At 70.3% G+C, this 18175-nt stretch carries 17 protein-coding genes and 1 riboswitch; of the genes, 9 read left to right on the plus strand and 8 right to left on the minus strand.

All coding sequences use genetic code 11. The annotated features are described in order from the left end of the window. The first annotated feature begins 18 nt into the window (after positions 1 to 18). From IEY60_RS20715 to IEY60_RS20730, 4 genes are all read left to right on the plus strand, one after another. Entirely contained in the window at positions 19 to 3474 is a 3456-nt protein-coding gene (locus tag IEY60_RS20715; RefSeq protein ID WP_189030744.1) for an error-prone DNA polymerase, read from the plus strand. A gap of 78 nt (positions 3475 to 3552) precedes the next feature. Further along, on the plus strand, positions 3553 to 4554 hold the full coding sequence (locus tag IEY60_RS20720) for a M48 family metalloprotease (RefSeq protein ID WP_189030747.1): 1002 nt from the start codon (positions 3553 to 3555) through the stop codon (positions 4552 to 4554). A gap of 32 nt (positions 4555 to 4586) precedes the next feature. Beyond that, the gene (locus IEY60_RS20725; RefSeq protein ID WP_189030749.1) at positions 4587 to 5546 is read left to right on the plus strand and encodes a DUF4349 domain-containing protein; all 960 of its coding nucleotides are present in this window, start codon (positions 4587 to 4589) and stop codon (positions 5544 to 5546) included. After that, positions 5506 to 5733: a DUF167 domain-containing protein gene (locus IEY60_RS20730; RefSeq protein ID WP_189030751.1), complete on the plus strand. Its 228-nt coding sequence runs from the start codon at positions 5506 to 5508 to the stop codon at positions 5731 to 5733. Before IEY60_RS20725 ends, IEY60_RS20730 begins: the two co-directional genes overlap by 41 nt. A 10-nt stretch (positions 5734 to 5743) precedes the next feature. On the opposite strand, the gene IEY60_RS20735 is transcribed toward IEY60_RS20730, so the two are convergent. The 3 genes from IEY60_RS20735 to IEY60_RS20745 are packed head-to-tail and all read right to left on the minus strand — an operon-like array spanning position 5744 to position 6877. Next, positions 5744 to 6151, minus strand: a complete 408-nt coding sequence (locus tag IEY60_RS20735; RefSeq protein WP_189030753.1) for a type II toxin-antitoxin system VapC family toxin — start codon at positions 6149 to 6151, stop codon at positions 5744 to 5746. Continuing rightward, positions 6141 to 6380: a FitA-like ribbon-helix-helix domain-containing protein gene (locus IEY60_RS20740; RefSeq protein ID WP_189030755.1), complete on the minus strand. Its 240-nt coding sequence runs from the start codon at positions 6378 to 6380 to the stop codon at positions 6141 to 6143. Before IEY60_RS20740 ends, IEY60_RS20735 begins: the two co-directional genes overlap by 11 nt. Positions 6381 to 6412: 32 nt before the next feature. After that, positions 6413 to 6877 carry a tRNA (cytidine(34)-2'-O)-methyltransferase gene (locus IEY60_RS20745; RefSeq protein ID WP_189030757.1) on the minus strand — a complete coding sequence of 155 codons (465 nt, stop codon included), beginning with the start codon at positions 6875 to 6877 and terminating at the stop codon, positions 6413 to 6415. A gap of 99 nt (positions 6878 to 6976) precedes the next feature. Between IEY60_RS20745 and IEY60_RS20750 the strand changes: the two genes are divergently transcribed. After that, complete coding sequence (locus IEY60_RS20750; protein WP_229739993.1) at positions 6977 to 7303, plus strand: DUF3017 domain-containing protein; 327 nt, start codon at positions 6977 to 6979, stop codon at positions 7301 to 7303. On the opposite strand, the gene IEY60_RS20755 is transcribed toward IEY60_RS20750, so the two are convergent. Then, a complete protein-coding gene (locus tag IEY60_RS20755) occupies positions 7296 to 7943 on the minus strand; it encodes a nitroreductase family protein (RefSeq protein ID WP_189030759.1) in 648 nt (215 codons plus the stop codon). The two genes, IEY60_RS20750 and IEY60_RS20755, sit on opposite strands and share 8 nt — an antisense overlap. Positions 7944 to 8012: 69 nt before the next feature. Here IEY60_RS20755 and IEY60_RS20760 point away from each other — a divergent pair, with 69 nt between their 5' ends. Then, positions 8013 to 8390, plus strand: a complete 378-nt coding sequence (locus IEY60_RS20760; RefSeq protein WP_189030761.1) for a winged helix-turn-helix transcriptional regulator — start codon at positions 8013 to 8015, stop codon at positions 8388 to 8390. Positions 8391 to 8429: 39 nt separating this feature from the next. Here the strand turns inward: IEY60_RS20760 and IEY60_RS20765 are convergent, their stop codons facing one another. Beyond that, positions 8430 to 9389, minus strand: coding sequence for an oxygenase MpaB family protein (locus tag IEY60_RS20765; RefSeq protein ID WP_189030763.1), 960 nt, complete (start codon positions 9387 to 9389; stop codon positions 8430 to 8432). A gap of 152 nt (positions 9390 to 9541) precedes the next feature. On the opposite strand from IEY60_RS20765, the gene IEY60_RS20770 reads away from it, so the two are divergent. Further along, a complete protein-coding gene (locus tag IEY60_RS20770) occupies positions 9542 to 10186 on the plus strand; it encodes a TetR/AcrR family transcriptional regulator (protein ID WP_189030765.1) in 645 nt (214 codons plus the stop codon). Position 10187: 1 nt separating this feature from the next. Here IEY60_RS20770 and metX read toward each other — a convergent pair whose 3' ends face one another. Together metX and IEY60_RS20780 are read right to left on the minus strand one after the other, a co-directional pair. Beyond that, positions 10188 to 11336: a homoserine O-acetyltransferase MetX gene (gene metX / locus IEY60_RS20775; RefSeq protein ID WP_189030767.1), complete on the minus strand. Its 1149-nt coding sequence runs from the start codon at positions 11334 to 11336 to the stop codon at positions 10188 to 10190. Further along, positions 11333 to 12649, minus strand: coding sequence for a bifunctional o-acetylhomoserine/o-acetylserine sulfhydrylase (locus tag IEY60_RS20780; RefSeq protein WP_189030769.1), 1317 nt, complete (start codon positions 12647 to 12649; stop codon positions 11333 to 11335). The genes metX and IEY60_RS20780 overlap by 4 nt, the downstream gene beginning before the upstream one ends. An 81-nt stretch (positions 12650 to 12730) precedes the next feature. Continuing rightward, a riboswitch (SAM riboswitch) is annotated at positions 12731 to 12841 on the minus strand. Positions 12842 to 12996: 155 nt separating this feature from the next. Between IEY60_RS20780 and IEY60_RS20785 the strand changes: the two genes are divergently transcribed. Further along, the gene (locus IEY60_RS20785) at positions 12997 to 13683 is read left to right on the plus strand and encodes a hypothetical protein (protein WP_189030771.1); all 687 of its coding nucleotides are present in this window, start codon (positions 12997 to 12999) and stop codon (positions 13681 to 13683) included. 81 nt (positions 13684 to 13764) lie between these two features. Continuing rightward, a complete protein-coding gene (locus tag IEY60_RS35890) occupies positions 13765 to 17382 on the plus strand; it encodes an ATP-binding protein (protein WP_229739994.1) in 3618 nt (1205 codons plus the stop codon). A 19-nt stretch (positions 17383 to 17401) separates the two neighbouring features. Here the strand turns inward: IEY60_RS35890 and IEY60_RS20795 are convergent, their stop codons facing one another. After that, complete coding sequence (locus IEY60_RS20795) at positions 17402 to 18049, minus strand: hemerythrin domain-containing protein (protein WP_189030773.1); 648 nt, start codon at positions 18047 to 18049, stop codon at positions 17402 to 17404. Positions 18050 to 18175: the final 126 nt, after the last annotated feature.

Genomic DNA, 18175 nt, shown 5'->3' on the forward strand with positions numbered 1-18175 from the left:
CGTGAGAGGAGAGGGCGCGTGGGCTGGAGCAACGGTCCGCCGACCTGGTCGGAACTGGAGCGGGTGCTCTCGGGCAAGCCGAGCCGTCGTCCGGCGCAGGACATGCATCCGGGCGACGGTGGCGACAGTCCGGCGTGGTCGCGCAAACGTGGTGCCTACGAAGCGGATTCGATCGCACCGCCGACCACGCCGACGGTGCCCTACGCCGAGCTGCACGCCCACTCCGCCTACAGCTTCCTCGACGGCGCGAGTCAGCCGGAGGAGCTGGTGGAGGAGGCGGTGCGCCTGGGGTTGTCGGCGCTCGCGCTCACCGACCACAACGGGTTCTACGGGACGGTCCGGTTCGCCGAGGCCGCCAGAGAATGGGGAATGCCAACGGTTTTCGGTGCCGAACTGTCACTGGGAACCGATGCGGAGGCGGCGCCTGGCCGAGGGGATGCGGTCAGGCGCCGTTCTGTTCCCCGCGGCGGGCTGCTCGCCGATATCGCGGGCATCGCGGCGGACAGCGACGCGATCGGCCATGTCGGCGCCCCGGATTCCGTGCCGCGCACCGGTTCTCCCGATCCGCGCGGCCCGCACCTGCTGGTCCTGGCGCGCGGCGAAGAGGGCTATCGACGCCTGTCCAGGGAGATGGCCGCCGCGCACATGGCCGCGGGTGAGAAGGGCGTGCTGCGCTACGACTTCGACACGCTCACCGCGACGGCGGGCGGGCACTGGCACATCCTCACCGGCTGCCGGAAGGGCCACCTGCGCGGCGCGCTGGAGCAGGATCTGCGCGAGGGCGCGATACGCCTGCCGAAAGCCGAAGCGGCGCTGCGTGATCTGATCGAACGCTTCGGCGACGACCGGGTCAGCGTCGAACTCACCCACCACGGCATCGCCACCGACGACGAACGCAACGCGTATCTGATCGCGCTAGCCGATCGCCTCGGTCTGCCGGTCCTGGCCACCACCGGTGCGCACTTCGCCGGCCCGTCCCAGCGCCGTCGCGCGATGGCGCTGGCCGCGATCCGGTCCAGAAGCAGTCTCGACGAGATGGCGGGCTGGCTCGCGCCCACCGGCGGCGCGCATCTGCGCTCGGGTGCGGAGATGGCGCGGCTGTTCGCCGACCATCCGCAGGCGGTGGCCAATGCCGTGAGCCTGGCCCGGGAATGCGCGTTCGACCTGCGCCTGATCGCCCCGAAGCTGCCTCCGTTCGACGTGCCCGCCGAGCACGACGAGGACTCGTGGCTGCGCGAGCTGACCCTGCGCGGCGCCGCCGAGCGCTACGGCCCACCGGAGCGGAATCCGCAGGCGTACCGGCAGATCGAGCACGAGCTCGCGGTGATCGAGAAGATGACCTTCCCCGGCTACTTCCTGGTGGTGCACGACATCGTCAAGTTCTGCAAGGACAACGACATCCTGTGCCAGGGCCGGGGCTCGGCGGCCAACTCCGCGGTCTGCTACGCCATCGGCATCACCAATGTGGACCCGGTGGGCAACAAACTGCTGTTCGAACGGTTCCTCTCGCCGGAGCGCGACGGACCGCCCGACATCGACGTCGACATCGAATCGGACCGGCGCGAGGAGGCCATCCAGCACGTCTACGCCAAGTACGGCCGCGACTACGCCGCTCAGGTGGCCAACGTGATCACCTATCGCGGCAAGTCCTCGGTGCGCGATGCCGCACGGGCGCTCGGCTTCTCGCCGGGACAGCAGGACGCGTGGAGCAAGCAGGTGAGCCGCTGGTCCGGGGTGTCGGCCGAGACCGGCACCGATATCCCGGCGCCGGTGCTCGAACTCGCCGGTGAACTCGACGGCCTGCCCCGGCACCTGGGCATCCACTCCGGCGGCATGGTGATCTGCGATAGGCCGATCGCCGACGTGTGCCCGGTGGAGTGGGCGCGGATGGCGGGGCGCAGTGTCCTGCAGTGGGACAAAGACGATTGCGCCGCAGTCGGTTTGGTCAAGTTCGACCTGCTCGGCCTCGGCATGCTCTCGGCGCTGCACTACATGATCGACCTGGTGCGCGAGCACAAGGGTGAGACGGTCGAACTGCACGCGCTCGACCTCGCCGAACCGGCCGTCTACGAGATGTTGCAGCGCGCCGACTCGATCGGGGTGTTCCAGGTGGAGTCGCGCGCGCAGATGGCGACACTGCCGCGTCTGAAGCCGCGCACCTTCTACGACCTGGTGGTCGAGGTGGCGTTGATCCGGCCCGGTCCCATCCAGGGCGGCTCGGTGCATCCCTACATCCGCCGGCGCAACGGGAAAGAGCCGGTCGTCTATGACCATCCGGCGCTGGAGAATTCGCTCGAACGCACCCTCGGCGTCCCGCTGTTCCAGGAGCAGCTGATGCAGATGGCCGTCGACGTCGCCGGGTTCACCCCCGCCGAAGCCGATCAGCTGCGCCGGGCGATGGGCTCCAAGCGCTCGCCGGAGAAGATGGAGCGGCTGAAAGGCCGGCTCTACGAAGGCATGCGCGAGCTGCACGGGATCACCGGCGAGGTCGCGGACCGCATCTACGAGAAGCTCTACGCCTTCGCCAATTTCGGGTTCCCGGAAAGCCATTCGCAGAGCTTCGCCTCGATCGTGTTCTACTCGGCCTGGTTCAAGCTGCACCATCCCGCCGCGTTCTGCGCGGGGCTGCTGCGCGCCCAGCCGATGGGCTTCTACTCGCCGCAGTCGCTGGTCGCCGACGCCCGCCGCCACGGTGTGCGCGTGCACGGCCCCGACATCAATGCCAGTCGCGCCGAACCCACCCTGGAGAACGCGGGCACCGAGATCCGGCTCGGCCTGTCCGGTGTCCGCCACATCGGCACCGATCTCGCCGACCGCATCGTCGCCGAGCGCACCGCGGCGGGCCCGTACACGTCGATGCTCGACCTGACCGGCCGCGTGGAACTGACCGTCCCGCAGGCGGAATCACTCGCCACCGCAGGCGCCTTGGACACCCTGGTCGACGACCGCGGCAGCAGTGTGCGCAGGGCCGCGCTGTGGGCCGCGGGCGCAGCGGCGGGCGAACGCCCCAACCTGCTGCCCGGCACCGGCCCGGCGACCGTCGCGCCGTCGCTCCCCGGCATGAGCGCCCTCGAACTCGCCGCTGCCGACGTCTGGGCCAGCGGCATCTCACCCGGCAGCTATCCGACCGAATTCCTACGCGCGCACCTGAACTCGCTCGGGGTCGTCCCCGCCGCCGACCTGCTGCTCGTCGAAGACGGCACCCGCATCCTGGTCGCGGGGGCCGTCACTCACCGCCAGCGCCCGGCCACCGCGGCCGGCGTCACCTTCCTCAACCTGGAAGACGAGACCGGCATGGTCAATGTCGTCTGCTCGGTGGGTCTTTGGGCCCGCTACCGCCGCATGGCCCAGACCGCCACCGCCCTGCTCATCCGCGGCCGGGTCCAGAACGCCGAAGGCGCGGCCAGCCTCCTCGCCGACCACCTCGAACACCTCGACCTCACCATCGTCGCCCGCTCCCGCGACTTCCGCTGACCGACAGCCGAATCGGTACCGGACAACCCTGAGCTACTGCGGTATCAAGGAAGTGGAGCATCGAATCGTGGGGGCCACATGTCGCACTCCGAACTGAACACACTGTCGGTGACCTACCGGCAGGGCTACCACTGGGCCGTGGCGGATCTGCTGGCATCGCTGCCATCGCTCGTGCTGAGCGGTTGGCTGCTGGTGGGAACCGCAGCGCTGCTGGCGAACTGGGCCGCGGTGCTGGTCGCCGTGCTGTGGGCCGCGTCGGGTCCGCTGGTGCTTGGCTGGCAACGGCTCATGTTGGGGGCGATGGCGCTGTCGTCCGAACGGAACCTGCCGGAAGAACACGACCGGGTGAATCGCGCATGGGTGAATGTCGCCGATGCCGCCGGTCTGCCCGCCGCCACGACCACCGTGTGGGTCATGCACTCCGATGCCGTCAACGGAGCCGTCAACGCCAGCGGCTATGTCAGTGTCACCCGGCCTGCCGTCGAGGCGTTCACCGAGCGTCAGCTCGAAGCGCTGCTCGCCCACGAGCTCGGACATCGTCTGCAGGGCACCGCCACCTGGCGGTCGGTGATCCGGTGGTATCGGTGGCCCTTCGGGTGGCTGGTACGCGCTGTTTTCGCGCCGGCGGACTGGTTGATGATCCCGCTGCACCCGCGCCTGTTGCGACTCTCGAACCGCGTGATCGCGGCCCTGCGCTACTCCTATCTCGGCGCGGCCGCCGCGACCACGCTGCTCGTCGCCCCGGCCGTCCTGGCCTACGGCACCGCGGCCTGCCTGCTCTTCGCGGCCCTCGCCCTCCTCCTCGGCCCCTGGGGCTCCGCACTCGCGCTGGCCCTGGCCGCCACCCAGCTGGTGACTCGGCCCTGGCTGTCGCAACGCAGCGAATACCTGGCCGATCGCGTCGTCGTCGACCTCGGCTATCTCGACGATTTCCGCTACGTCCTGCAACTCGTGCACGCCCACCCGCAGGTGTCAGGCCCCACCGGCCACCTCGCCGAGATGCCGGCCTTCCTCGCCACCCACCCCCACCTCGACAACCGCCTTGCCGCCGCCGAACGCCACGCCCACCGACTCCGCTGACGCGGTCGGCGGCGGCGCATTACGCTGCGAACATGCGCAAGCTTGCCGTGGTGATGGTCGGGGTGCTGGGGCTGTTGTTCCTGGCCGGGTGCGGGGACGACGGGAGCGGGAGTCAGGCCGATCGCGCGTCGTCGCCGACGATCTCGGGGCCCGCGTCCGCGGTGGCGCCGGGGTTCCGGGAAGGGGCGCCGTCGAAAGAGGGGCCTGCGCCGTCGGATTCGGCGAACCGGAAAGAGGTGATCACCGGGTCGGTCGACGTCACCGCCGACGATCCGATCGGCGCCGCGGCGACCGTCACCGAGCAGGTGCGCGCCATGGACGGCCGGATCGACAGCCGCACCGAACAGCCGGGGACCGACGACCGCACGCCGCGCGCGGTGCTCAGCGTGCGGGTGCCCGCCGACAAGACCGACGCCTTCATCACCGGGCTCGGCGGGATCGGCACCGTCACCGAGGTCAGCACCAACCGCGACGACGTCACCATGCAGTGGGAAGACCTCGACGCCCGCATCCGCGCACTGCAAGCCTCCGTCGACCGGTTGCGCGCGCTCATCGCAGGCGCGACCAACACCGCCGACCTGATCGCCGCCGAGGAGGCGCTGTCGAGCAGGCAGGGCGAGCTCGACAGCCTCACCGCGCAGAAGCGTTCCCTCGACGACCAGGTCGCCCTGTCCACGCTCACCATCACCCTTACCGCCGACGAGAAGAAGGCGCCCGGCGACCCGGACAACTTCTGGGACGGCATCGTCGCGGGCTGGAACTCGCTCGTCGACTGGTTGCGCGACGCGGTCGTCTTCGCGGGCAAGGCGGTCCCGTGGCTGGGCTTCCTCGCGGTGCTCGGCGGCGTGCTCTGGGTGATCGTGCGTTTGGTGCGCGGACGCGGCAAGGGCGCTCCGCCCGCGGCGGCGAAGACCACTGGGACGCAACAGAATCCGAAGAAGGAGAAGTCCGGTGCCGACGGTACGGGCGACGATCAAACCGAACAGCCGTAAAGGCCCGCTGGTCGAGACCGCCGACGACGGCACCCTCACCCTCTACGTCCGCGCCCCCGCCGTCGAGGGCAAGGCCAACAAGGCCGCCATCGAACTCCTCGCCGAGCACTTCGGCGTCGCCAAGTCGGCAGTGCGCTTGACCGGCGGCGCCACCTCCCGCTTCAAACGTTTCGACGTCGACGACTGACGCCGGAAACTCAGTCGATCACTTCGACTCGGCACGGCAGTCCGGGCGCTTTGCTGAGCCGTGCGTCGCTGGTGAGCAGCGGAACATCGAGTCGTGCCGCCAACGCGGCATAGAGGCCGTCGTAGAACGTGATCGTGTGGCGGAGCTGCCATGCCTGCTCGCTGAGCCAACCCTGGTGGGCATAGCGCCGATCGACCATCGTCGCCAGCATGCGCAGGCCGATCGTGGCGGTGTCAGGGTCGATCAGGCCCTTGCGTTCATGGCGGCGCAGCACATTGCCGACTTCGGCATCGATGAGATGTGGAGCGTGGCAGGTGCTGGTCTCGATCAACCGTCCGACGGCGGTCCCGACGGCGTCCTTGCGCAGCAACGCGGTGGAGGCGGCCGAGGCGTCGAGCACGTACTCGTCACTCGCCACGGGCGTCGTCCAATGCGCTCAGGATCGATTCGCGATCGGCTCCCGCGCTCGAATCGCGCTCGAGCGCTTCACGGATTGCCGCCATCGCCTCGGTCTTCGAACGGCGACGTGCGGCGGCGATCAACTCCCGCCGCATGTATGCCTGCAACGACATACCCTCTGCTTCGGCGCGTCTGCGGAACACCTCGGCGTCCTCGTCGGGGATGTCCCGAACCTGAATGGTAGCCATAGCGCTATTTTAGCGCTGATATAGCGCTACGGCTACACCGCGCCGGGGAACCCCAGCTGGCGCCACGCCTCGTACACCGATACCGCCGCGGCGTTGGACAGATTCATCGAGCGACGACCCGGCAGCATCGGGATCCGCACCTGTTCGGTGATCTGCGGATCGGCCAGCACCTCCGCGGGCAGTCCGGTCGGTTCGGTGCCGAACAGCAGGGCGTCGCCGTCGCGGTAGGCGATGTCGGTGAAGCGGGTGGTGGCCTGGGTGGTGAACGCGAACACCCGTCCCGGCTGGATGGCCGTCCACGCCGTCGCCAGGTCGGGATGCACCGTCACCACCGCGAGATCGTGATAGTCCAGCCCGGCCCTGCGCAGTTTCGACTCCGACAGGTCGAAGCCGAGTGGTTCGATCAGATGCAGCGCGCAACCGGTTCCCGCGGCCAGCCGGATCGCGTTGCCGGTATTGGGTGGGATCACGGGGTTGTGAAAGATCAGGTGCAGCACAGCGCATCACTCTGTCATGCCGGGTTCGCGCACTCGGCTCGCCCCACCGATCGGGCTGGGGGCGCCCGCCCGGCGGCGGCGTCTGGAACAATCGGGGCCGTGAACAAGGCGGAGACGACCGGGAAGCATCGGGTCGTGCGGTTGAGCGCGGGGCAGCAGTACCTGCGCAGTCATCTGCCGATGACCGTGGTGAGCGCGCTGATCCTGGTCGCGGTCGTGTTCGTCGCCTGGGATCGGTGGCGGCGCGGCGCGATCATCTTCGGCAGCGCGGCCCTGGTGGCCGCCGCGTTCCGGCTGTGCCTGCCGACCGTGCAGGTCGGCCTGCTCGCCGTCCGCAGCCGCCCCTTCGACGTGGCCACGCTCACCGCGCTCGGCAGCGCGATCGTCTTCCTCGCCGCCACCATCAACACCCTCGGCGTCAGCTGAGCGCCGGATAGCGCTCGGCGAACACCGCCCGCTCGCGCGGCCTGCGACCCGGGTGCGGCGGGGTGGCCGCGCCGTAGCCGACGGTGACCATGACCGCGATCGCCAGATCCGCGTCCGCGTCGATGCCGATCGCCTGCTTCACCAGCTCGGCGTCCCACCCGTTCATCGGCGCCGAGGCGAGCCCGAGACCGGTCGCCGCGAGCATCACATAGGTGGCGGCGATCATCGCGTTCTTCACGGCGTTCTCACGCAGCAGCCCGCGCTCGCGCATCGAGTGATATTCGGCGCGCGAATCGAACATCGCCTGAAACCGCTCGTTCCACGCCCCGTTCCGCACGGCTTGCTCGGCGATATCGGTGTTGGCGGCTGTCCAGGCCGCCGGATCGGCGACGAACACCAGCACCGCGGGCGCCTCCAGCGGCTGCTGCTGACCGAAAGCCGCCTCCGACAATGCCTTCCGGCCGTCGTCGCTGGTCACCACGACGATCGAGCGGTCCTGCATGTTCCAGGCGCTCGGGGCTTGCACGGCCAGGTCGAGCAGTTCTTCGAGCAGTTCGGGGGCGATGGGATCGGGCCGGTAGTGGCGGACGGTGCGCCGGGTGCGGATGGCTTCGGTGACTGACAGTGTCTGCGTGATCATGATTCCTACTATCGGAGAGTCACTCTCCTTTAGGAAGTAGGCACCTGAAAGTGCCCTAGAATCGGCCGGGTGCGCACAGTTCATGAAGCGACCGGCCTGCCCGCCGACGTCTACTCGGCCAAATGCCCCACCCGCGAGGTCCTCGACCGCATCGCGGGCAAGTGGACGGTGCTGATCGTGGACTCCCTCGCCGACGGCACCCTGCGCTACACCGATCTGCGCCGCCGCATCGACGGCATCTCCCAGAAGATGCTCACGCAGACCCTGCGTCAGCTCGAGCACGACGGATTCGTCGCGCGCACTGTGTATCCCACGGTGCCGCCCCGGGTCGAGTACACGCTCACCGATCTCGGTCACAGCCTGCGCGAACCGATCACGGCGCTGCGGGAATGGGTCGAGACGAATATCAATCGGATCGAGAAGGCCAGGCGCGCGACGTCGTCCTGACCGCGCCGGGCTTGGGTTGGCGGCCCAGGGCGGAATAGATCAGGCGGATTCGGCGGGCATGCGCTGCTCCCACAGGCTGCGGGTGCCCTGGCTGCCGTAGCGCTCGCGGGCCTGCTGCGGGGTGATCGTCGACAGGGTCCGCGGCGGCGCGGAGTGGGCGTGGGCGGCGAAGATCGCGCCGGTCATCGGGGCGATGAACGGGGCGGCCTTGATCAGGACCCAGTTGTCGCGGCGGGAGGCGGTCCAGGCGATCACCTTCGCCGGGATCCGGACCAGCGGATCGACGACGCGCGGCACGGCGAAACGGCCGAGCTTGCGCATCCACATCGGCAGGGTCGGGATGCTGGCCAGCGACAGCAGCCTGCTGCCGATCGCGAAATGCCAGCCCTTGCTCGGCGGTGTCCACAGCAGGTAGTGCATGCCCTCGATCGCCCGCTCGGAGACGCACAGCTGCGGTCGGACCCGCTCGAAGTAGGCGTGCACCTCGTCGCGGGTGCGCGGTACGTCGGCGGGCTTGCAGGTCTGCAGCTCGGCGGCGATCGCGCATTCGGCCCAGTACCGCTCCTCTTCCTCGGGGCTCAACGGTCCCGGCCCGTACATCTCGTAGCACTCGAGCACCGAATGCCAGCCGGTGATGTGGATCCACAGCTGGGATTCCGGGCTGTTGGCGCTGTAGCGCTTGCCGCTGATCGGCTCGATGCCCGTCATCGGCGCGTGCACCTTCATCAGGTGCTCGGCCGCCTGGATGGCGGTGCGGCCGTCGCCGAGCGCGACCAGCACGAAGTAGGCGAGCGTGTGGTCGAGGCGGGTCGCGGGGTTGTCGTAGATGCCCTGTGAATCGGCGACCGCCGCGGTCAGGAACGGATCGAAATGCTCGAGGGTGACCGCGCGCTGGAACCCGATCAGCGCGGTCGGCGACGCCCACACCTTCCAGCTGGGGGAATCCGGCCCGAAGAAGCCGTAGTCGTCGCGGCGCAGGGTGGACGGATCGAAAGCCATTGCACGTGCTCCTTTGCAGTGCCGAGGCGAACCTCACATCTGAATACAACGCAACCGTAGCAATGGTGCGCCGCGAATACAACGGTTGCGTAGGATTGAGGCCGAGACTCCACCGCCGGGGTATCGTCCAGGAAACGACAGGAGGTGCGGGCGTGACCGCGACGCAGGAGCAACGGCCGCGGCGCCGCTATGCCCCCCGCCTGCCGCCGCACGAGCGGCGCGCCCAGCTCCTCGACGCCGCCTTCACCGTGCTCGGCCGGATGGAACTGCACGAGCTGAGCATGGAAGCCGTCGCCCAGGAGGCAGGCGTCGGAAAACCGGTGCTGTACACCGTGTTCAAGACCCGCGCCGAACTCGTCGAGGCCCTGCTGGAACGCGAACGCGAACGCGGGCTGGAGCAGATCGCCGAGACTCTGCCGGAGAACCTGCTCGACACCGATCCGGTCGCCGCCGCCTCGGCGACGGTCGAGGCGTTCGTCGGTGTGGCACTGGCGAATCCGACGCGCTGGCGGCTGATCCTGGCGACCCCGGCCAGCGCGCCCGACGAATACCGTGACGCGTTGCGCGCGGCCCGCGCCGACATCCTGGCCCGCGCGGAATCCCTTGTCCGCGTGGGTATCGCGATGTCACCGCGCTGGTCGGGGATGGACGCGGGACTGCTCGCGAACTCGACCCTGACCGTCGCCGAGATGCTCGGCAGGCTCGCGGTCAGCGAGCCGCAGGAGTATCCGCGCGAACGGCTCCAGGACTACGTCCGCTCGATCGTCACCCTGCTGGCCGGCACGACGAAAGACTGAGTCAGCGGCTCTCGCGGGCGAGGCGCATCGTCTCGGTGAGCAGCTTGGACACCGCGGCGGCCTCGGTCAGGAAGCCGTCGTGCCCGTCGCGCGAGTGCACGATCTCGAGACCCGCGCAGCCGGGCAGGCCCTCGGCCAGCTCGGCCTGGGTGTGCAGGGGGTAGAGCCGATCGGAGTCGACGCCGCCCACCACGCACGGGACCGAGGTCGAGGCCAGCGCGGCGGCGATCCCGCCACGGCCGCGACCCACGTCGTGCCGGTTCATGGCCTCGCTGAGCAGCACATAGGTGGCCGGGTCGAAGCGCTGACAGAGCTTGTCGGCCTGGTGCTCGAGGTAGCTCTGCACCGCGTAGCGCCCGCCCGTCCACGGATCCTCGTCGCCCTGGGGCCGATTGGTGAAGCGGTGGTCGAGCTCGCCGTCGGTGCGGTAGGTCAGGTGCGCGATGCGCCGGGCCAGACCCATGCCGGTCATCGGGGCGCGGCCGGTGCCGTGATAGTCGCCGCCCTGCCAATCCGGATCTGCGGTGATGACGGCCATCTGGGTGGTCTGGGTGCCGATCTGATCGGCGGTGGCGCGGGCGCCGACGGCCAGCACGAGCGCGGCCGCGACCCGCTCGGGCTGCCCGACGATCCACTCCAGCACCCGCATGCCGCCCATCGACCCGCCGACGACGGCGCCCAGCCGCTCGATCCCGAGCAGATCGAGCAGCTGCGCCTCGGCGGTCACCTGGTCACGGATGGTCAGATCGGGAAAGCGCGAACCCCACGGCGTGCCGTCGGGCGCGAGCGAGGACGGGCCGGTGCTGCCCTTGCAGCCGCCCAGCACGTTGGTCGCGATCACACACCATTCGTCGGTGTCGATCGGCGCGCCGGGCCCGACCATGCCCTCCCACCAGCCGGGCTGCGCGTTGTCCGCGCTGGCGATGACGTGCGAGTCACCGGTCAGCGCGTGCTCGACGAGCACCACATTGTCGAGGGTGGGCGAGAGCTCGCCCCAGCGTTGCACCGCCAGCCGCACATCGGGGAGCACGGCGCCGTTCTCCAGCGACACGTCCCCGATGGCGACCACGCCGAGTCGCCCGTCCGGCGGTGGCAGCAGGGCCACACCGGTTGCGGGACGGGCGATCGGCGATTCGGTGCTCACAGTCACGTCGTCGCCGCCGCGAAACCTGCGCGCAGATCGGCCAGGATGTCGTCGATTCCCTCGATGCCGACGGCGAGCCGGACCAGCCCCGGGGTGACGCCTGAGGCCAGTTGCTCTTCGGGCGTCAACTGCGAGTGCGTGGTCGACGCCGGGTGAATCACGAGAGAACGCACATCACCGATGTTAGCGACATGGCTGTGCAGGCTTAGCGCGTCCACGAACTTCTTGCCCGCGTCGACACCGCCACGCAGCTCGAACGCGACGATCGCGCCCGCGCCCTTGGGTGCGAGCTGCTTGGCCCGCGCGTACCAGGGCGAGGTCTCGAGCCCCGCGTAGTACACGGCCTCGACACCCGGCTGCTCGGCGACGAACTTCGCCACCGCCTCGGCATTGGACACGTGCCGCTCGACCCGCAGGCTCAGCGTCTCGATCCCCTGGGCGATGAGGAACGCGTTGAACGGCGACACCGCCGCGCCCAGGTCGCGCAGCAGCTGCACGCGGGCCTTCAGCGCGAAGGCGGGCGCGCCCAGGTCCGCGAACACCGCGCCGTGGTAGCTGGGATCGGGCTCGGTGAAACCGGGGAAGCGCGCGTTGCCGTCGGCGTCGCGCACGGTCCAGTCGAAGGTGCCGCCGTCGACGATCGCGCCCGCGACCGCGGCGCCGTGCCCGCCCAGGTACTTCGTGGCCGAGTGCACGACGATGTCGGCGCCGTGGGCCAGCGGCTGGATCAGGTACGGGGTCGCGACGGTGTTGTCGACGATCAGCGGGATGCCCGCCTTGTGCGCCACCTCGGCGATGCCGGGGATGTCGAACACCGCGCTGCTCGGGTTGGCGATGGTCTCGCCGTAGAAGGCCTTGGTGTTGGGCCGGATGGCGGCCTGCCACTGCGCCAGGTCGTCGGGATCCTCGACGAAGGAGACCTCGATGCCGAGCTTGGGCAGCGAGTAGTGGAACAGGTTGTACGTGCCGCCGTAGAGGTGCGGGCTGGACACGATGTGGTCACCGGCACTGGCCAGGTTCAGGATCGCGTAGGTCTCGGCGGCCTGGCCGGAGGCCAGCAGCAGCGCGGCGACGCCACCCTCGAGCGCGGCGATGCGCTGCTCGACCGCGTCCTGGGTGGGGTTCATGATCCGGGTGTAGATGTTGCCCGGTTCGGCGAGACCGAACAGCGCGGCGGCGTGGTCGGTGTCGCGGAAGGTGTAGGAGGTGGTCTGGTAGATCGGCAGTGCCCGTGCGTTGGTGCTCGCGTCGGGGACCTGGCCCGCGTGGATCTGCTTGGTCTCGAAGGACCAGTTCTCGGGCAGGGCAGAGTCGGTCATGTAATGCTCCAGGGTTGTTCGCCGGGGGTATCGCGTCAGATGGGTCGGATCGACGGACAACAACACATGGGGGCCTCCTGCAGTGCGCGCTTGCTCTCGACCTTCGAGAGCCCGGTCATCACCCGGAGCACCCCACCGCAGCTGGAGGGTTGCCGACCAGCGAGCCGGGGCTTGGCGCTGGTACTCATGACCTTGCCGTCATGTTAACCGGCCATTGCGTCAGCGCGGAAACTTCCCCCGGTTTCGTCGCCTGGATCACTCCGCCGATGGCGTGCCGAGCCCTGGCGTGTCGCCAACCGCAATTCGTTCGCAAGTGGGCGCCAATCGGTGGCGGTCACGCTCGGCTCATGACTATCGAGATTGCCGATGAGCACAACAACACCACCTCGGCGCCGCACCCCGCCGACCGTGCGTCCAGCCCCGTCCCGGCGGGAAATCGGGAGCGGGTGCGGGCCGCGGTCCTGGCCGTCGGCGCGGTGCTGTGGGCGGCGGGCAACCTCATGCACCCGCTCGAGCACTCCGAATCCGCCGAGCACGCGGCGACCTGGGAGGCAGCGCATCTCACCTTCGCCGTCGGCGCGGTGCTGATGGCGGTCGGGCTACCCGCGCTCGTCCGCGCCATCCGCCGACCGGGCGCGGACTGGGCGGGCAAGATGCTCACCCTCGCGCACGGGCTGTTGTTCGCCGGGCTGGCCGTGGTGATCCCGATCGGCGCCTACCACGAGGTCTACGTCACCAGCCTGCTCGACCATCACGCCGCGACCGAGATCGCCGACGCCTCTGCCCCGGTACTCGCGCCGCTGTCGATGGCGCTGCTGCTCGGATTCGTCCTGCTCGCGGTGTACGCGCTGATCCGGCCCGCCGCGATGTTCGGCCGGTGGTCGGGCGTGCTGATCATCGCGGGCACCCTGGCCATGACGCTGTCGGCGATGCTGCCCGGTGTGCTGCCGGGCGCCGAGGGCTGGTGGATCATCCCCGGCACGGTCGCCCAAGGTCTGGCGATCGGCGTCGCGGGGGTACGTATCGCCAGGTAAATTGACCGTATCGAAGACGAAGGACCGTACGGCGGCACGCCCGCCGTACGCATCGAAGTACTCGGCCCGCTGCGGGTCGAGGTGGGGGAGCGGCCCGCCGATCTGGGTGGACCGCGTCAGCGCGCGCTCCTGGCCCGCCTGGTCCTCGCGGGCGGCGACGTGGTGTCGACCGACCGGCTGATCGACGATCTGTGGGCAGGCGACCCGCCACCCAAGGCCCTCGGCGCCCTCCAGGCCCACATCTCCTACCTGCGCCGCGCCATCGAACCCGACCGCCCGCCCCGCGCACCCGCCACCGTCCTGATCTCCGAGGCACCCGGCTACGCCCTGCGCCTGGACCGGTCCGCGGTCGACGCGTGGCAGTTCGAGCGCCTGCTCGCCGACGGCGACCCCGACCCCGCCCAGCGCTATCGCGCCCTCGGCAATGCACTCGCCTGCTGGCACGGCGAGCCGTACGCCCCCTTCGCGACGGCCCACTGGGTCGTCCCGGAAGCCGCCCGCCTCCACGAACTCCGCCGCCTCGCCGTCGAACGCCGCGCCGAAGCGGCCCTGGCCCTCGGCAGACCAGACGAGGCCTTCGCCCTCCTCCACGCCCACGTCGCCGATCACCCCGACCGCGAAAACGCCGCCCGCCTGCTGGCCCTCACCCAATACCGCCTCGGCCGCCAACTCGACGCCCTGGCAACCCTGCGCCGAGTCCGCACCTACCTGGACACCGAATTCGGCGTCCTCCCCGGCCCGGCCCTCGGCGAGCTGGAAACCGCAATCCTCACCCACGCACCAGAATTGGATCAGCCCCCGGCATCAGCCGCCACGCCCCGATCGCCCGGTTCGCCGAGGCAAGCGGCGCCGATACCATCGACCGCCGGCTCACCGAGGTCCGATCCGGCATTCCCCAACCGGCACCTCGCCGATGGCGCTGACCGTGTTGCGGAGTCCGCGCGGGCTGCCGACGAAGGGGAACTGTCCAGGTCGGCAAGTGGTCGGATGGCAGCTGCCAGGTCTACGGGTCTGGCCGACGACGGGGCTCCGGTTGCCGACGCGGACGCGGCGGTGGATCGGCCCGGACACGGCACTCGCGCGGATCTACCCGGCCCGCGATCGCGATCCAACGGCGCAGCGGTCGGTTATGACGCCGAACGGGCGGCGTTGCTCGCCGAGGCGGGCGAGGTGGTGGCGCATGGGCGAGCCAGAGTGGTGTGGCTGGAGGGTGAAGCTGGCGCGGGCAAGACCACCCAGACCGAATCGCTGGCCCGCGCACTCGCTGTCGACGGGTGGACCGTCGCGAGCACAGCGTGCCCCGAGGTCGACGGCGCCCCCGCCGCGTGGGCTTGGGAACACCTGCTCGATGAACTCGGCGCGCAGACGTCGGCAGCGTTTGGTGCGGCTGGTCCGGGACCGGACGGGTTTGGTTCGCGGGCAGGGCCGTTCGCTATTGCGCAGGCGGTGGCCGAAGCGTGTGCGCAGCGGCTTGCCGACGGGCCTGTGCTGGTGGTGCTCGAAGATGTTCATCGTGCCGACAGCGCTACCTTGCAGATCCTGCGGCAGGTGGTGGCCTGGCTGGCGCAGCGGCCGATGCTGGTCCTGGTCACCGCGCGGGGGTCCGAGGCCGACGCGGGGGTGCGGGCTACCGCTGCGGCGCTGGCGGCGACGACCGGTCGACGGCTGGAGCTGAGTGGTCTCGATACCGCGGCGGTGCGCGCGGTCGCGGCCGGTGCGGGTCTGGGGTCCATCGATGACGACACCGCCGAGCGCTTGCGCGAGCGAACCGGTGGTAACCCGCTGTTCGTCCGCGAGGTCGCCAAACTCGCTGCGGCGGTGGGCGATCTGCACGCGGTGCCCGAAGGGGTGCGCGATGTGCTGAGCCGCCGGATCGCCAGGCTGCCCGCGGGCGCGGCCAGGGCCCTGCGCCTGGCCGCCGTGTGGGGCGACGACATCGACTTCGACACCCTGCTCGAGCTGACCGCCGAGCCGGAGGAGACGCTGATCGACCTGGTCGACACCGTCACGGTCGCCGGACTCGTCCGCATCGCGGGCACCGATCGAATCACCTTCGCTCACGCGCTGATTCGCGACGTCGTCTACGGCGACATCCCCGCCCTGCGCCGCGCCCGTCTGCACTGGTCCGCCCTGGAACTCCTCGAACGCCGCACCGGCGGGACCACGGCCGACCTCGAATCCGATACCGGCACAGTCGACCTCGACGCCATGGCACACCACGCCATCGCCGGTGCCGGCACCGCGAACGCGACCCGCGCACTGCGCTACGTCCTCGCCGCCGCCCGCCGCCGCACCGCCCGCCGCGCCCACCAGGACGCCGAGCCACTGTGGCGCTCCGCCCTCGAATTGCACACGTGCGCAGGGCACGTCACCGCCACGGCGCCGCGTGCGGACCGCCTGGCGGCCCTGTCGACCACCTGCGCGCTGGTCAACGCCCTCGCCTACGGCGGCAACGACGAACAGGCCCGCATCCTGCGCGTCGAAGCCCTGGCAACAGCGCGCGCCCTCATGCCGAGCACCGACACCCACTCCGCTGCCGCGCGCGGCGACGATGCCCGGATCATCGCCACCGATCCCGTCGTCGCGGTCCTCACCTGCTGGCGTGCCCCCACGATCTGGACCAGCCGGGAACGCGGCCTGCCCGACCCCGGCATGTGGGCGGATCTGGCCTCCGCGTCGGCGCGCACGACAGCGCCGGACCTGCGGATCCGACTGCTCGTCACCACCGCCTTCGAAGTCGTCGGCTTCGACAACCCGCACGCCTTCGCCTGCTCCGCCGAGGCCTTGCGCGCGGCGCGCGAGCTCGGTGATCCCGAATTGTTGTGCGCCGCACTCAATGCCAGGGCATTCGTCGCGCTCGGTCCCGACCTGTGGCCGGAGCGCGGCGACCTGGCCGACGAACTGCTGCGCGTGTCGACCGAGGCGGGTCTGCCGGAGTACCAGGCGGTCGCGCATTTCCTGCGCTTCCTCGTCGCCTCGGGTGCCGGCAGGCTCGTCGCCGCGCGAGCCGAGATCGCCAAGGCACTCGACTGCGCCGAGGGCGGCCAGCTCGGCCCGCTGCTGGTCGTCTCCACCGCGCACCTGGCTGTGCTCGCCGCGCTGCGCGGCGACTTCGCGACCGCCAAGGCCATCGATGCCGACCTCAGCGCGAAGATGATCGCGGCAGGTCACGCCAACGGCGCCGAACTGGTCCTGCTCGCCGAGATGATGACCGGCTGGGCGCTCGGCGACCTCGCGCCCGGCCTCGACGGTTACGCCGCGCTGAACGCGGCCGCACCGCACGCGCTCAGGTCCGCGTACATGCTGGCCCTGCTCGACGCGGGAGACACCGAGCGAGCGGCCGCTGTGCTCGGCGCGGGCACCCCGGTCCTGCGTGACTACTACTGGTGCGCGATGTCGGTGTTCGAGGCCAGGGTGGTCACCCGGATCGGCACGATCGAGGCGGCACGGCAGCTCTATCAGGACCTGCTGCCGAGAGCGGGCACCATCGCGGGAATGGACTCCGGGTCGGTCGCTTTCGGCCCGGTCGACACCGTCCTCGCCGAACTGGCCGACCGGCTGGGTGACCACGCCGCCGCGACCGCGCACCGCGCCGCGGCCGAGGACGTGCTCGCCGCCATCGCGACCGAACTGGCCGCGCTCGACGACATCGGCACCACCGCGCCGACCGCTGCGGGCAGGCCGTCGGCGACCGCGTAGCCCTCCTGCCGCCACTGGTTCACCGACCGGCCAGCACACGCTCCCGACGGCGGTATCCGATACCGAACACCGTCAGCATCACCCGCAACGGCAGTCCACCGTCGGCCATCACCTCGGCGAGTTCGGCCCGCGTGCAGACCGCGACCATGCGTGGCAGTTCGAAACTCATCACCGCGCCGCCGCGGGCCGCCGCCTCGACCCGCTCCCACTGCGCGGTGGTCACATACTCGGTGACGATCGGGAAGACCGTCAGCTCCTCGTCGGCGATGTGCTCGTCGAGCACGGTGTGCAGCCGGGTCAGCCGCTCGGCCAGGTCGGCGGCGGCGCCCGGGCGCCGGGCGACCAGCTCGGCGCAGGTCGTCCTGATCTGGGCCAGTGCCGGGTCGAGCTGGGCATGGTCGTCGGTGAGCTCCCTGAGTTCCACCGCATCGCCCGCGGCGGCGGTCAGCGTCGGCCAGAGGACCTCGTCCTCGACGCGGTGATGATGGTGGATGGAGTCACACAGCAGGCCCAGATACTCGGCGACAGCGCGGGCCCGCCGCGGCGCACAGGGCGTCCCCGCGGCAAGCTCCCCGGCCAGGACGGCGAAGCGGGCGGTATCGGCGAGCATTGCGCGATGGGCCAGCCGCATGCCGAGTAGGTTGGGAGTCGAGCGTATGTCGGTCATGACCCGACAGTGCCCGTCGTCACTTGCGACCTGTTTGCCGTCCGCTGCGCCGGCGGAGTCCCGCACAGCGGGCCCTCCCATCGCGGTGAGGTAGGGGGCAGCAGTACGCTCGTCTTGTTTGCACCA

This window comes from Nocardia rhizosphaerihabitans, from assembly GCF_014646295.1.
Lineage (GTDB): Bacteria > Actinomycetota > Actinomycetes > Mycobacteriales > Mycobacteriaceae > Nocardia > Nocardia rhizosphaerihabitans.

Bases quoted from the DNA above. Each gene is read 5' to 3' on its own strand.
- IEY60_RS20720 (WP_189030747.1), top strand. From the start codon at position 3,553: ATGTCGCACTCCGAACTGAACACACTGTCGGTGACCTACCGGCAGGGC.
- IEY60_RS20725 (WP_189030749.1), top strand. From the start codon at position 4,587: ATGCGCAAGCTTGCCGTGGTGATGGTCGGGGTGCTGGGGCTGTTGTTC.
- IEY60_RS20740 (WP_189030755.1), bottom strand. From the start codon at position 6,380: ATGGCTACCATTCAGGTTCGGGACATCCCCGACGAGGACGCCGAGGTG.
- IEY60_RS20755 (WP_189030759.1), bottom strand. From the start codon at position 7,943: ATGATCACGCAGACACTGTCAGTCACCGAAGCCATCCGCACCCGGCGC.
- IEY60_RS20765 (WP_189030763.1), bottom strand. From the start codon at position 9,389: ATGGCTTTCGATCCGTCCACCCTGCGCCGCGACGACTACGGCTTCTTC.
- IEY60_RS20780 (WP_189030769.1), bottom strand. From the start codon at position 12,649: ATGACCGACTCTGCCCTGCCCGAGAACTGGTCCTTCGAGACCAAGCAG.
- IEY60_RS20785 (WP_189030771.1), top strand. From the start codon at position 12,997: ATGACTATCGAGATTGCCGATGAGCACAACAACACCACCTCGGCGCCG.
- IEY60_RS20795 (WP_189030773.1), bottom strand. From the start codon at position 18,049: ATGACCGACATACGCTCGACTCCCAACCTACTCGGCATGCGGCTGGCC.